The sequence below is a fragment of the Nocardioides sp. NPDC127503 genome (genome assembly GCF_040302165.1).
In the GTDB taxonomy this organism is placed as follows: Bacteria; Actinomycetota; Actinomycetes; order Propionibacteriales; family Nocardioidaceae; genus Nocardioides.
Window position 1 is genome coordinate 100,326 of the sequence record NZ_JBEORH010000005.1, and the last position, 13,106, is coordinate 113,431.

17 protein-coding genes are annotated in these 13,106 nt (G+C 67.5%); all 17 read right to left on the reverse strand.

Going from position 1 to position 13,106, the window contains the following annotated elements; translation table 11 throughout:
• Positions 1-222: 222 nt before the first annotated feature.
• Complete coding sequence (locus ABTW65_RS13050; RefSeq protein ID WP_350660632.1) at positions 223-1,476, reverse strand: styrene monooxygenase/indole monooxygenase family protein; 1,254 nt, start codon at positions 1,474-1,476, stop codon at positions 223-225.
• 34 nt (positions 1,477-1,510) lie between these two features.
• Positions 1,511-2,101 (reverse strand): GTP-binding protein, encoded by a 591-nt coding sequence (locus ABTW65_RS13055; RefSeq protein WP_141806202.1) that lies wholly within the window; start codon positions 2,099-2,101, stop codon positions 1,511-1,513.
• Positions 2,079-2,423, reverse strand: a complete 345-nt coding sequence (locus ABTW65_RS13060) for a DUF742 domain-containing protein (protein WP_350660634.1) — start codon at positions 2,421-2,423, stop codon at positions 2,079-2,081. Before ABTW65_RS13060 ends, ABTW65_RS13055 begins: the two co-directional genes overlap by 23 nt.
• Entirely contained in the window at positions 2,420-2,869 is a 450-nt protein-coding gene (locus ABTW65_RS13065) for a roadblock/LC7 domain-containing protein (RefSeq protein WP_091052410.1), read from the reverse strand. Before ABTW65_RS13065 ends, ABTW65_RS13060 begins: the two co-directional genes overlap by 4 nt.
• A gap of 29 nt (positions 2,870-2,898) precedes the next feature.
• Positions 2,899-4,125, reverse strand: coding sequence for an ATP-binding protein (locus ABTW65_RS13070; protein WP_350660636.1), 1,227 nt, complete (start codon positions 4,123-4,125; stop codon positions 2,899-2,901).
• Between the two features lie 362 nt (positions 4,126-4,487).
• Positions 4,488-5,525 (reverse strand): LLM class flavin-dependent oxidoreductase, encoded by a 1,038-nt coding sequence (locus tag ABTW65_RS13075; protein ID WP_350660638.1) that lies wholly within the window; start codon positions 5,523-5,525, stop codon positions 4,488-4,490.
• Positions 5,526-5,555: 30 nt separating this feature from the next.
• Positions 5,556-6,740 (reverse strand): enterochelin esterase domain-containing protein, encoded by a 1,185-nt coding sequence (locus ABTW65_RS13080; RefSeq protein ID WP_350660640.1) that lies wholly within the window; start codon positions 6,738-6,740, stop codon positions 5,556-5,558.
• A 172-nt stretch (positions 6,741-6,912) separates the two neighbouring features.
• Positions 6,913-7,536 (reverse strand): 4'-phosphopantetheinyl transferase family protein, encoded by a 624-nt coding sequence (locus ABTW65_RS13085; RefSeq protein ID WP_350660642.1) that lies wholly within the window; start codon positions 7,534-7,536, stop codon positions 6,913-6,915.
• Positions 7,537-7,544: 8 nt separating this feature from the next.
• Positions 7,545-8,360, reverse strand: a complete 816-nt coding sequence (map, locus tag ABTW65_RS13090) for a type I methionyl aminopeptidase (RefSeq protein ID WP_350660645.1) — start codon at positions 8,358-8,360, stop codon at positions 7,545-7,547.
• Positions 8,361-8,390: 30 nt separating this feature from the next.
• Complete coding sequence (locus ABTW65_RS13095) at positions 8,391-8,966, reverse strand: adenylate kinase (protein WP_350660647.1); 576 nt, start codon at positions 8,964-8,966, stop codon at positions 8,391-8,393.
• Positions 8,963-10,273, reverse strand: a complete 1,311-nt coding sequence (secY, locus tag ABTW65_RS13100; RefSeq protein ID WP_350660649.1) for a preprotein translocase subunit SecY — start codon at positions 10,271-10,273, stop codon at positions 8,963-8,965. The genes ABTW65_RS13095 and secY overlap by 4 nt, the downstream gene beginning before the upstream one ends.
• A 183-nt stretch (positions 10,274-10,456) precedes the next feature.
• Complete coding sequence (gene rplO, locus ABTW65_RS13105) at positions 10,457-10,897, reverse strand: 50S ribosomal protein L15 (RefSeq protein WP_350660651.1); 441 nt, start codon at positions 10,895-10,897, stop codon at positions 10,457-10,459.
• Between the two features lies 1 nt (position 10,898).
• Complete coding sequence (gene rpmD / locus ABTW65_RS13110; RefSeq protein WP_008361029.1) at positions 10,899-11,081, reverse strand: 50S ribosomal protein L30; 183 nt, start codon at positions 11,079-11,081, stop codon at positions 10,899-10,901.
• Positions 11,081-11,692: a 30S ribosomal protein S5 gene (rpsE, locus tag ABTW65_RS13115; protein WP_141806211.1), complete on the reverse strand. Its 612-nt coding sequence runs from the start codon at positions 11,690-11,692 to the stop codon at positions 11,081-11,083. Before rpsE ends, rpmD begins: the two co-directional genes overlap by 1 nt.
• 34 nt (positions 11,693-11,726) lie before the next feature.
• Entirely contained in the window at positions 11,727-12,110 is a 384-nt protein-coding gene (gene rplR, locus ABTW65_RS13120; protein WP_008361025.1) for a 50S ribosomal protein L18, read from the reverse strand.
• On the reverse strand, positions 12,110-12,664 hold the full coding sequence (gene rplF, locus ABTW65_RS13125) for a 50S ribosomal protein L6 (protein ID WP_350660654.1): 555 nt from the start codon (positions 12,662-12,664) through the stop codon (positions 12,110-12,112). Before rplF ends, rplR begins: the two co-directional genes overlap by 1 nt.
• Before the next feature lie 22 nt (positions 12,665-12,686).
• Positions 12,687-13,094: a 30S ribosomal protein S8 gene (gene rpsH, locus ABTW65_RS13130; RefSeq protein WP_179659690.1), complete on the reverse strand. Its 408-nt coding sequence runs from the start codon at positions 13,092-13,094 to the stop codon at positions 12,687-12,689.
• Positions 13,095-13,106: the final 12 nt, after the last annotated feature.

The window sequence follows — 13,106 nt, forward strand, 5'->3', positions numbered from 1 at the left end:
TCTGTTGGTCGGTCATCTACCGTTCAAACCACGGATCGGATGACCCGCGGGCGGTCCGGGAACCTCTCCGAATACTCGGAGTGGACCTCGTGAAGCCATCTGCATGTCTCACCCGCGAGCGCACAGAAGCGCGCTGACCGGGCAGCCGCGAGGCACGACGAGACAGACCCACGTTGGACCGACTACCAAGCCTAGACCCCTAGAACAGCAATGCCCTAATCGTCAAGCCCGGGTGGCCGCGTCCGCCTGAGCGACCTCCGCGACGTACGCGAGCGCCGCCTCCGGGTCGCCGAGGAACGGGCCGAGATCCTCGGGGTGCGGGAACAGCCGGGTGAACCGGTCCGCCACCGCCTGGTGCTGCGTGGCCGCGCCGAGCACCTGCTGCACGTGGTCGGGAAGCGGGTTGAGCAGCGCGTCGGTCAGGCCGGTCGAGTGCTGGGCGCGGGTCTCCCAGAAGGTCTCGAAGGTCGCCTGCATCCATTCGGGGCTGAACGGCTGGTCGCCGCGGTCCAGGATCGCCTGCGTGTAGATACCGGCGCAGTGGGCGGCGTTGTTGGAGCCCTGGCCCGCGATCGGGTCGTTGACCACGACGACGTCGCCCATGCCGAAGACGAAGGTGTCGTTCGCGACCTCGGCGTACGGCTTGCGGATCGTGCCGGTGAAGGCGCCCGAGAGCGAGGCGCGGGCGTCGGTGGGCTCGCAGTCCAGCATCAGCTCTCCCTCCCACGGCATGTGCTCGAGCATCACGTGCTGCAGCCGGCGCAGGTGCTCGTCGGGGCGTGGGCGGTCCCAGAAGCAGTCGAAGGGACCGTCGGGGATCGCCTCGACGAACGCGACCCGGCTCGGCCCGAACTGGGTCAGGGCGCTGATCACGAACAGCTCCCCCACCCCGGGCGCGACGTTGATCCGCATGCTCCCGGCCGGGAAGTCGTCGGGTTCGACCATGCCGTGCAGATAGATGGCCGAGAGGGCGCGGCCGGGGGTGTCGTACTTGGACCGGACCGGGTCGCGGTCGAACAGCTCGACGATCTCGCCCTTGCCTGCCGCGATCAGGGTCAGCTCGTACATCGACGCGAGGCCGGCCAGGTCGGAGGTCATCACCGGGTGGTAGATGATCCGGCCGCCCCGGTCCTCGAACAGCTCCAGCCACGAGGACATCTTCAGGCGCTGGTCGATGGACATGGCGTACGGCTCCCAGGGCCCGTCGAACTTGAGCGCGCGGACCCCGGGCTCCGGGCTGACCGAGATGCCCACCGCGGGGATGCGGGGCGCCTCGTCCTCCCACAGGTTGAGGTCGTAGACGCGCTCGTACTGCAGCGCAGGGTCGAACATGACCTGCGTCGACGTCGGCCAGCCGTCGCGCAGCTCATCGGGCGTACGCGCGGACATGACCGTCACCTCGTAGCCCTCGGCCTGGAGGCTGAGAGCGAGCTGCATGCCCGCCTGTCCGGCGCCGACGATCAGGATCTTGCGCAATGAAACTCCTTCGGAGTGGGGACGCCCTCCGGGCTCAGGCGCGTGTGGGGGTGGTTTTCATCGTGTGCGAGAGGCAGGCGACCAATGTCTTGGCCGTCGACCTGCGGTCGCGGGCGTCCACGGTCACCAGTGGCGTCCGCTCGTCGAGGCAGAGCGCGTCGCGCACCTTCTCCAGGGAGTGGGTCAGCTTCCCGTCGAACAGGTTCACCGCCACGATGAACGGGACGTCGGTGTCGTTCTCGAAGTAGTTGACCGCCGGGAAGGACGCGTCGAGCTGGCGGGTGTCGACGAGTACGACGGCACCGCTGGCGCCGCGGCACAGGTCGTCCCACATCGGCCAGAACCGGGGCTGGCCCGGGGTGCCGAACAGGTAGAGCAGCAGGTCGGGTGCGAGGGTGACCCGGCCGAAGTCCATCGCGACCGTGGTGGTCGTCTTGGCGCTCGCGTCCGAGAGCGGGTCCACCGACTCACCGGCCTGCGTCATCCACGCCTCGGTATTGACCGGCGGGATCTCTGAGACCGAGGCGACCAGGGTCGACTTCCCGACGCCGAACCCGCCCGCGATCACGAGCTTTGCAGAGGTGACGGTCAGTGCCGGGCGGTCAGCCGAGCTCGGAAAGGCCATCGATAACTCTCTTCAACAGACGGTGGTCGAACGGGGAGTCGTAAGCCCCCTCATTGATCTGCAGGTGCTCGGTCGAGGCAAGATCCTCGAGCAGCACGCGCGTCACCCCGAGTGAGATCCCGCAGTGTGCGGACAGCTCCGCGACCGACTGTGGCCCTAGGCGCACGCGGTCGTAGAGCCGGCGCGACTCGGGCGTCAGCTTGGCGGCCGCGCGCGCGTCGAAGTGCGCCGCCGAGACCAGCGTGTGCACGTACAGCTGGTGGTTGGTCTTGGTGCGGCCGCCAGTGAGCACGTAGGGACGCACCCAAGGGTTGCGACTCACGCGCGCTCCCCCGCCATCGAGCTGACGGTCATCTGGCGCAGCTCGTCGCGCATCTGGGGGGTGAGTACGTGGCCGACGGCGTCGACCATCTGGGCCATCTTGTGGGCGACGACGCCCAGGTTGGCACCTGCGCCGACGAGGACAGCGAAGCCCGCGAGGTCGCCGATGCCCATGAAGAGGAAGTGTCCGGTGTGGAACTTCAGCATCACCTGGTCACAGCCGGGCTCGCCCACCTCGCGCGCGATGTTGTTGCCGAGACTGATCACTCCGGCCGTCATCGCGGCGAGCGGGTCGGCGACGTTGGCGGACATGCCGCCGGCACCGATCAGCGGGAGTCCGTCGGAGGAGACGATGAGCGCATGGGTCACACCTGGGGTGGAGCTGGCGAAGTTGTCGATCAGCCAGCTGAATTCCTTGGGGTCGCGGGGGACGACCGGGCTTTCCATTACGAAAGGGTTCCTTTCACTGCTGGGTCTTAGCTACCAAGGGAGAACGCGTCGAGATCGTCGGCGAAGGAGTGCCGGGCCGCCGACTGGTCCTCCGGCGAGGACTCTTCGGTCTGCGGTCCAACGGCTGCTTCGGGCACGGTCTGCTTGCTGCGCAGGCTGACCGGCTCCCGGCGCGGGAGCGCGCCCGACTCTACTGGGCCACTCTGCTCAGCGGGCACGGAGGCCTCGTTCGTCTCATCCGCCCCATCCGTCTCACCGGGAATCGGGAGCGGCGTCTTCATGGTGTCGGCGGAGATATCCGGCGACGGCTGCTCGATGGGCGGCGGCGCGAACTGGGCCGCCGGCTGCTGGATCGCAGGCTGCTGCCCGGTCTGTGGTGCGACCTGGTGCGCGGCCGGTGGCACCGGCCGGCGCACGGGCTCGAGCGAGGACGGTCGCGTCTCCATCCGCGCGGGCTGAGCAGCCGGCTGCGGTACGGAATGGGGTCCCCGCCGCCGCGGAGCCGGAGGCAGGACCGCGACGCTGCTCGCGCTCGAGGTCCTCGGCAGCTCGGCCGGTTCGAGCGGCGTGACCGGCACCTCGCACAGGAGCTGGGCCGGCACAGTCACCATCGCGATCATCCCGTTGCCGGGCGCGGGGCGGGTGGCGAGGCGTACGTCGATGTCGTACTTTCGGGCAATCCGGTGCACGACCGGGAAGCCGGTGTGGCTCCCGGACTTGCTGACCAGCTCCACTATCGGACCCGCCAGCAGCGCGTTGAGGCGCCCCACCGACCGCTCCGGGATGCCGATGCCGGTGTCCTCGATGCGGAACAGCACGTCGCCGGCGTCGGCCAGGTGGACGTTGACCGTCACCGCACCCGGGGAGTACTTGGTCGCGTTATCCAGCAGCGCGGCGATCAGGCAGGAGACGTCGTCGGCGGCGTAGCCGATGACGGCGAGGTCGCTCACCCGGCCGATCGTGACCTGGTTGTAGCGCTCGATGCCCGACAGCGCCATCCGGATGATGTCCAGCAGCGAGGTGTCGATGCCGCCCATCTCGTCCTCGGCACGGCCGGCGAGCGTACGCATGTCGCGGCTCGCGCGCCGCATGCGGGTGACGGCGTGGTCGACCTCATAGAGCTGCTTCAGCCGGTCGGGGTCGTCCTCGTCGGCTTCGAGCCCGTCGAGCGAGATGCGCATCTGCTCGGCGAGGCTGATCAGGTGGAGCCCGAACTGCTCCATGATCTCGGGCCAGGCCTCTTCCTCTTCCACCTGTAGGGGTGGTGGCGTGGAGGAGATCTGTGGCATGGCGGGGTTCGATGGCATCGGGGGAAAGGGCACGGCCTGACCCCCGGTCGGAGGGAATGAGCGAGCAAGACCCGGATCTGACTGCTCAGCGAGCGTCGCAGTCTGGGGCCCCCGGCGCTTCAACCAGCGCAGGCTCCAGCGTGTCATGAGGCGGCACTTTCAAATGTGGAGAAGGAAACAGAGCGGTGATCAGACTGGCACAACCGGTGCGCGAGCGCAGAGTTACGCACCCAGAAGCAGACAGTGTCCTAGGTCCCTCGTCCCAAGTGGCTCAGGCGCGCCGTCACCTCGCGACGAGGTGCCCTGATCCTACGGGGCCACCCAACTCAGCCGGCCAGCAGGCGCAGCGTCTCCTCACGGGCCGGCGCGGTGCGCGGGTCCGTCCCCTCGTACGCCGATCCGACCGGGTTCACCATGACCTCGTCCACGCCGTACTCCTCGGCCATCCCGGCCAGGCGCGCCTTCGCGTATGCGGCGGAGCCGATGATCCAACGGCTGCGCATCGTGTCGACCAGGCCCTGGTGGGCCTCGGGGATCTCCGTCTTCTCGGCCTCGTCGATGCTGGGCTGCGCGGTCAGCGGCTGGCCGGTGCGCAGCTTCAGCATGGTCAGCAGCTGGGGCAGCGCTCGGCGGTCGGCCTCCTCGGAGGTCTCGGCCACGCTCGCGTTCACGGTCAGGAACGTCTTCGGCTCGCTCAGGAGCTCGGAGGGCTCGAAGGTCGAGCGGTAGAGCTCGATCATCGCCTTGGTGTCGGTGCCGTTGCCGGCGAAGTGGTGGGCGAAGACGTAGGGCAGGCCCTTCTCGGCGGCGAGACGCGCGGAGTAGTCGGAGGAGCCGAGCAGCCAGAGCTCGGCGACCGACGCGGCCGAGGGGGTCGCGTGCAGGACGTGCTGGCGGCCACCGGCCATCAGCCCGACGCCCTCGGGCGCCATCATCGCGACGATGTTGTCGAGGTACTCCGGGAAGCGGTTGACCGCGTCGTCGCTCACCCCACCGGCGCCGTGACGCAGCGCCCACGAGGTCACCGGGTCGGTCCCGGGCGCCCGGCCGATGCCGAGGTCGATCCGCCCGGGGAACGCCGCCTCGAGCAGCGAGAACTGCTCGGCCACCACCAGCGGTGCGTGGTTGGGCAGCATCACTCCCCCGGACCCGACCCGGATCCGCTCGGTCACGCCGGCCACCAGTGAGATCAGCACCGGCGGGTTGGTCGACCCGACCGCCGGCATGTTGTGGTGCTCGGCGAGCCAGTAACGCTCGTACCCGAGCTCGTCGGCCACCTTCGCCAACGACAGCGTCGCGGCCAGGGCATCTGCGGAGGACTGGTCCTTACGGACCGGGACGAGGTCGAGAACGCTCAGCTTCACGTGAAGTCTCAACCCGCCCCGGGGCGTCCCTTATTCCGGCGGCAGCAGCGCGCGCAGACCGTCGGCGACGGCCGAGCGCCACCAGGCGTAGTCGTGGCCACCGTTGTGCTCGGCGGAGGTGACGTCGATCCCGGCGGCACGCAGACGGTCGACGAGGTCGTGGTGGAGCTCGTCGAGGACCCACTCCTGGGTGCCGTGCGCCAGATGCACACGGGTCTTCGCGTCCGCCGTGACCGCGTCCGCGAGGTCGTCGAGCCACAGCGAGGCCGACTGGCTGGCGACACCGTGGATGTACTCGGGGTAGGTCAGACCGGCACGCAGCGCGGTGACGCCGCCGAGGCTCTGGCCCACGACGTACGTCTCCTCGGTGACCGCACGACGCTCGCGCACCCACGGCAGCAGCTGATTGACGATGTAGTCGGCACCCTCGCCGCCGGCGAGCTCCTCCCAGCGCTTGTCGCGACCGCCGGAGGCGGGCAGGACGCAGCGTACGTGGCGGAGGTGGCCGTCGGCGATCAGGTTGTCGAGCGTGGTCGGCAGCGAGTGGTGGTCGGTCCAGATCTCACCGTCGAGAGCGATCACGAGCGGCAGGTCGACGTTGAGATCGGCGCCGGCGGGGTCGTAGAGCCAGACGTCGCGGCCGTCGGGGCCCGCTTCCAGGGTGACCGTGCCGCCGACGACGTCGTCGCGGCGGAAGAGCCATGGCTGCAGCGGAGCATCGGGCAGGGAGACGACCGACTGCTTGATGCCCTGCCGGTTGTGGCACCAGTCGGGGTTGAGCGGGTCGAGGTAGCCGCGGTGCAGCACGGCACGCAGCTCGACCTGGCCGCCGCTCTCCCACGGGGCCGGCTCACCGGGGTGCTTGCACAGGAAGGAGTACGAGGCCCGCCAGTCGCCCTTCATCAGGAACGAGGCGTGCCACAGGTCAGTGCCTGTCTTCCGCTCGAGCATCGTCTCGTCGAGATGACGCTCGTCGGTCAGCCGGTTGGCGAAGAGGAGCACCTCTTCGGCCTCGTCATCGCGCCAGCAGAAGGTGACGATCACGTCGTCGTCTGCTGCGCCGGCGCCCGTCTCCTCGACAAGCGGGAGCGAGGTGGCGATCTGGTCCCAGAACATGTCGATGTCCTCAGGACTGAGGCGGTCGATGATCGCGCTTCGCGTCCGTGCTGATGGATTGGGTCGCGCCGCCGTTGGTGGTCGCAACTGCGTACTCATCCGGTTCTTCCTCCCGAGTACGGGGCTCTCTCTGTCCCCGCGGGCTGACCAAGTTACTCACAGTCGGGGCCGACACGCGAGATGCCGAGGTCCCTTTCTCTGTCAACTGATAGGTGATGTCGCATATCCGCTAGTCAAACGCGTGGATAAGCGGCATTCGTTCAGTTTCCTATCAGTTTTCGGTCCGCCTGTCGGCACAGATCGCGACCGCGCCGAGGAATCCGGAGCCCTCCCACTGGGTGAGGCGGACCTCTCCGATCTGGTCCGCCGGAGCGTCGCCGGACGGGCCGCCGGCGAGCACGTCGAGGCGCCGCGCCGCCGCCATGCTGCCGTGGCCCGCCTTGACCAACGCCTCCTTGCGCACCCACAACCGCATGAACGCGTACGCAGCATCCTCCTGCCCCGCCACCCAGGCCATCTCGCGCGGTGAGAGCGCCCGGTCGGGCCCGCGCGAGACCTTCTCCACGTCGATGCCGCAGCGGCGCGTGGCTGCGACCGCGGCGACCTGGCCGCGGGCGTGGCTGAGGCTCACCCGGACCGCTTCGGCACCGGCCACCGACGGAGCTCCGTGCTCGGTGCTGTCGCACCGGGCGCAGCGCTGCTCGATCACGATCTCCTCGCGCGCGGTGCCGAGCAGCTTCGCGGCGCACTCGCGGACGAGGACGTGCGCGGCGGCGTACGCCTGCTTGTCGGCATCGGCGACCAGCCGCTCGTGGCGCGCCCGCTCCGCGTTGGTGAGCAGCCCGAGATCGGCGTCGACCTCAGCGACTGCGGCGAAGCGCACGATCTCGGTCATCGCGCGGCTCAGTGACCGCCCCAGGGCACCCCGAGCTTGCCGAGCATCTCCTCGCCACCGTCGAGCGCGGTGAGCACCCAGACGCCGTCGGAGGTGAGCGCGAAGGTGTGTTCGAAATGGGCCGCCCAGGAGCCGTCGTCGGTCACGACGGTCCAGTCGTCCTCGAGGGTGGTGACCTCGGGGCCACCGAGGGTGAGCATCGGCTCGACAGCGAGCGCGATGCCGCGCTGCAGCTTGGCGCCCTTGCCGGGCTTGCCGTAGTTGAACACCGACGGCTCCATGTGCATCTCGGTGCCGATGCCGTGGCCGCTGAAGTCCTCGAGGATGCCGTAGTCGCCCTGGGAGTCGACGTAGGTCTCGATGGCGTGCGAGATGTCGGTGACCCGTCCACCGAGGCGGGCAGCGGCGATGCCGTGCCACATGGACTCCTCGGTGACGCGCATCAGCTCGGAGACCTTCTCGGGCACCGAGCCCATGGCCACCGTGATCGCTGCGTCGCCGTGCCAGCCCTCGACGATGGCGCCGCAGTCGATGGAGATGATGTCGCCCTCGACGAGCACCCGGGAACCCGGGATGCCGTGGACCACGACCTCGTCGACCGAGGCACAGATCGAGCCCGGGAAGCCGTGGTAGCCCTTGAACGACGGAACGCCACCCCGGGACCGGATCGAGTCCTCGGCGATGGCGTCGAGCTCGAGAAGGGTGACTCCGGGCCGCGCGGCGGCCCGGAGCACCTCGAGCGTCTCGCCGACCACGAGGCCGGCCTTACGCATCTTCTCGATCTGCTCAGGGGTCTTGATCTGGACCTTGTTCAAGAAGCCCACTGCTCCCCCGTTGCGTACAAGATATTTGCTTCAGGACTCAGGGACGATGTCGAGCTCGTCGAAGATCCGCTTGGTGACGTCGTCGACATCGCCCATGCCGTCGATCTCGTGGACCAGGCCGCGACCCTTGTAGACCTCGATCAGCGGCGCGGTCTCCTCGAGGTAGACCTCCTGGCGACGACGGATGACGTCCTCGGTGTCGTCGGCGCGACCCTCGAGCTCGGCACGCTGCAGCAGCCGCTGCACGATCTCGTCCTTGTCGACCGTCAGCACGACCACTGCGTCCAGCGCGTGGCCGGTGTACTTGATCATCCCGTCGAGCTCCTCGACCTGCGCGAGCGTGCGCGGGTAGCCGTCGAGCAGGAATCCCTGGGATGCGTCGGGCTCGTCGATGCGGTTGCGGACCATCAGGTTCGTGAGCGAGTCCGGGACGTACTCTCCCTTGTCCATGTAGGACGCGGCCTCGACACCCAGGGGCGTGCCCTGGGAGACGTTGGCGCGGAAGATGTCGCCGGTCGAGATCGCCGGGATCTCGAAGTGCTCGGCAATGAACTTCGCCTGGGTGCCCTTACCGGCGCCCGGCGGGCCCATGATGATCAGTCTCATCGGAGGAACCCTTCATAGTTGCGCTGCTGGAGCTGGCTCTCGATCTGCTTCACCGTGTCGAGGGCGACGCCGACCATGATGAGGATCGAGGTGCCACCGAACGGGAAGTTCTGGTTCGCGTTGATGAGCGCCAGCGCGATCAGCGGGATGAGCGCAACCAGACCGAGGTAGAGCGAGCCCGGCAGTGTGATACGGGACAGAACGTAGGACAGGTAGTCCTCGGTCGGCTTCCCGGCCCGAATTCCTGGGATGAAGCCGCCGTACTTCTTCATGTTGTCGGCGACCTCCGGCGGGTTGAAGGTGATCGACACGTAGAAGTAGGTGAAGAAGATGATCAGCGCGAAGTACGTCGCCATGTAGACCGGGTGGTCGCCCTGGACGAAGTAGTTGTTGATCCAGTCGACCCACACCGGCGGGTTCTGCGCGTTCTGGTTGAACTGCGCCGCCATCGCCGGCAGGTAGAGCAGCGACGAGGCGAAGATGACCGGGATGACGCCGGCCTGGTTCACCTTGAGCGGGATGTAGGTCGAGGAGCCGCCGAACATCTTGCGACCGACCATGCGCCGCGCGTACTGGACGGGGATCCGGCGCTGGGCCTGCTCGATGAAGATGACCGCCGCCATGATCGCCAGACCGATGACGATGACGATCGCGAAGGTCCACCAGCCCTTGTCGTTCTTGACCGCCCACATGGTGGCCGGGAAGGTGGCGACGACCTGGGTGAAGATGAGGATCGACATACCGTTGCCGATGCCGCGCTCGGTGATGAGCTCGCCGAGCCACATGATGACCGCGGTGCCGGCAGTCATGGTGATGACCATGACCAGGAAGGTGGCGGTGCCGTCGTCGTGCAGCAGCGGCTGGGTGCAGCCCTGGAGCAGGTCGCCGGAGCGGGCCAGCGCGACGATGCCGGTGGCCTGCAGGACCGCGAGACCGAGGGTCAGGTAGCGGGTGTACTGCGTGATCTTCGTCTGCCCGGCCTGGCCCTCCTTCTTGAGGCGCTCGAGGCGGGGAATCACCACGACCAGCAGCTGCAGGATGATGCTCGCGGTGATGTACGGCATGATGCCGAGCGCGAAGATCGTCAGCTGCAGCAGCGCGCCACCGGAGAAGAGATTGACCAGGTTGTAGAGGCCGGCGCTGTCACCGGTCTGAGCCGCGTCAAGACACTGCTGGACGTTCGCGACGTGAACACCAGGAGCCGGGATCTGGGACCCAGCCCTGAAGATCACGACGATGAAGAGAACGAAGAGCAGCTTCTTGCGCAGGTCCGGAGTACGGAACGCTGATGCGAACGCGCCAAGCACGAATGGTTCCTCTTTCGACAATCAGGGGTCGCAGGGCCTGCGCCGATGCGAAAACCCGTGGCAGCCTAACAGCCTCCACGGCAGTCCTTACACGTAGGGCTGAAACAGCAGGAGCGCGGGCGGGACCCCGAAGGGGCGACCCGGCCGCGCTCCCACGTGACAGGCTCTACGTTAGTAGAACTGTCAGAGAACCGTGACAGTTCCGCCAGCAGCCTCGATCTTCTCCTTGGCAGTGCCGGAGAAGGCGTTGGCGCTGATCTCGACCTTGACGGTCAGGTCACCCTGGCCCAGGACCTTGACCGGGTGGCCCTTGCGGACGGCACCCTTCTTGATCAGGGTCTCGGGGGTGACGACGCCACCCTCGGGGAAAAGCTCGTTGAGCTTGTCGAGGTTGACGACCTGGAACTCCACCTTGAAGGGGTTCTTGAAACCCTTCAGCTTGGGGAGTCGCATGTGCATCGGGGTCTGGCCACCCTCGAAGTAAGCGGGGACCTGGTAACGGGCCTTCGTGCCCTTGGTACCACGGCCGGCCGTCTTACCCTTGGACGCCTCACCACGACCCACACGGGTCTTGGCCTTCTTGGCACCGGGAGCCGGCGCCAGGTTGTGCACCTTGAGTGCCATATCAGTCGACCTCCTCGACCGTCACCAGGTGACGGACGGTCTGGACCATGCCGCGGATCTCCGGGCGGTCCTCCTTGACGACCACGTCGCCGATCCGCTTGAGACCGAGCGTACGCAGGGTGTCTCGCTGGTTCTGCTTCAGACCAACGAGGCCCTTCTTCTGCTGGACCTTCAACTGCGCCATCAGGCCGACACCTCCACGGCGGGAGCCGCAGCCTCGGCCTGCGCCTTGAGCAGCGCCTCCGGGGCAACGTCCTCAACGGGGAGACCACGGCGGGCGGCGACAGCCTCAGGCGTCTCGAGCATCCTGAGGGCCTCCACCGTCGCGTGGACGATGTTGATCTGGTTGGACGAACCGAGCGACTTGCTCAGCACGTCGTGGATGCCGGCGCACTCCAGGACGGCGCGCACCGGACCACCGGCGATGACACCGGTACCAGGGGCGGCCGGACGGAGAAGGACCACACCAGCGGCCTTCTCACCCTGCACCGGGTGGGGGATCGTGCCCTGGATGCGGGGAACGCGGAAGAAGTGCTTCTTCGCTTCCTCGACACCCTTGGCGATCGCCGCGGGAACTTCCTTTGCCTTACCGTAGCCGACGCCGACCAGACCTTCACCGTCACCGACGATCACAAGGGCGGTGAAGCTGAAGCGACGACCACCCTTCACGACCTTGGCAACTCGGTTGATCGCGACGACCTTCTCGATGTAGGCGGTCTTGTCGGCGCTCTGGTTGCGACGGTCGTCGCGACCTCGGCGCTCGCCACCACGCTGTCCGCGCTGGGCTCCGCTCATCAGACTTTCCTCTTCTCTCGTTCGATCGTTGCGATCAGAAGGTCAGACCGGCCTCGCGCGCGCCATCGGCGAGCGCGGCGACACGGCCGTGGTACTTGTTGCCGGCACGGTCGAAGACGACAGTCTCCACACCAGCGGCCTTGGCACGCGACGCAACCAGCTCGCCGACCTGCTTGGCCTTGGCGGTCTTGTCACCGGAGGCCGACCGCAGGTCGCCCTCGATGGTCGAAGCCGAGGCAAGCGTCTTGCCGGCCAGGTCGTCGACGACCTGGGCGGTGATGTGCTTGGCCGACCGGGTCACGACGAGGCGCGGGCGCTCCGGCGTACCCTCGATCTTCTTGCGACCGCGGGCCTGACGACGCAGGCGCGAGCGGACACGGGAAGCGGTGTGCTTGTTGTTCGACAGCGAGATGGCCATCACTTACCAGCCTTTCCGACCTTGCGGCGGATGTTCTCGCCGGCGTAACGAACGCCCTTGCCCTTGTAGGGCTCCGGCTTGCGCAGCTTGCGAATGTTGGCCGCAACCTCACCGACGAGCTGCTTGTCGATGCCGACGACACCGAGCTTGGTCGGACCGTCGGTGGTGAAGGTGATGCCCTCGGGTGCGTCGAAGACGATCGAGTGGGAGTAACCCAGCTGGAACTCCAGCTTGGTCGGGCCCTTCGACAGCACGCGGTAACCCACGCCGACGATCTCGAGCTTCTTCTCGTAGCCCTCGGTGACACCCAGGACCATGTTGTTGATCAGCGTGCGGGACAGGCCGTGGAGGGCCTTGTTGTCCCGGGTGTCGTCGGGGCGCTTGACGTCGAGGACGCCACGGCCCTCGTCGTCCTGGCCCTTTTCGACGGTGATCGGGTCGACCACGGTGTGCGACAGGGAGCCCTTGGGGCCCTTGACGCTCACGACCTGGCCGTCGATGGTGACGTCCACGCCGGCCGGAACCGGGACGGGGAGCTTGCCAATACGCGACATTTCTTCTCTCTCCCTTCCCTGATTACCAGACGTAGGCGAGGACTTCCCCACCTACGCCCTTCTTGTTCGCCTGGCGGTCGGTCAGCAGACCCTGGCTCGTCGAGATGATCGCGACGCCGAGGCCGCCGAGCACCTTCGGGAGACCGGTGTGCTTCGCGTAGACACGCAGACCGGGCTTGCTGATGCGGCGTACGCCGGCAATCGAGCGCTCACGGTTGCGGCCGTACTTGAGGGTGATGGTCAGGGTCTTGCCGACCTGGCCCTCGGTGGGCTCCAGCACCTCGTACTTGGTGATGTAACCCTCCTGCTGGAGGATCTCAGCGACGCCCTGCTTCAGCTTGCTGTACGGCATCGAAACCGTATCGTGGAACGCCTGGTTGGCGTTGCGCAGACGAGTGAGCATGTCTGCGATCGGGTCAGTCATCGTCATTGGCCGAACGGC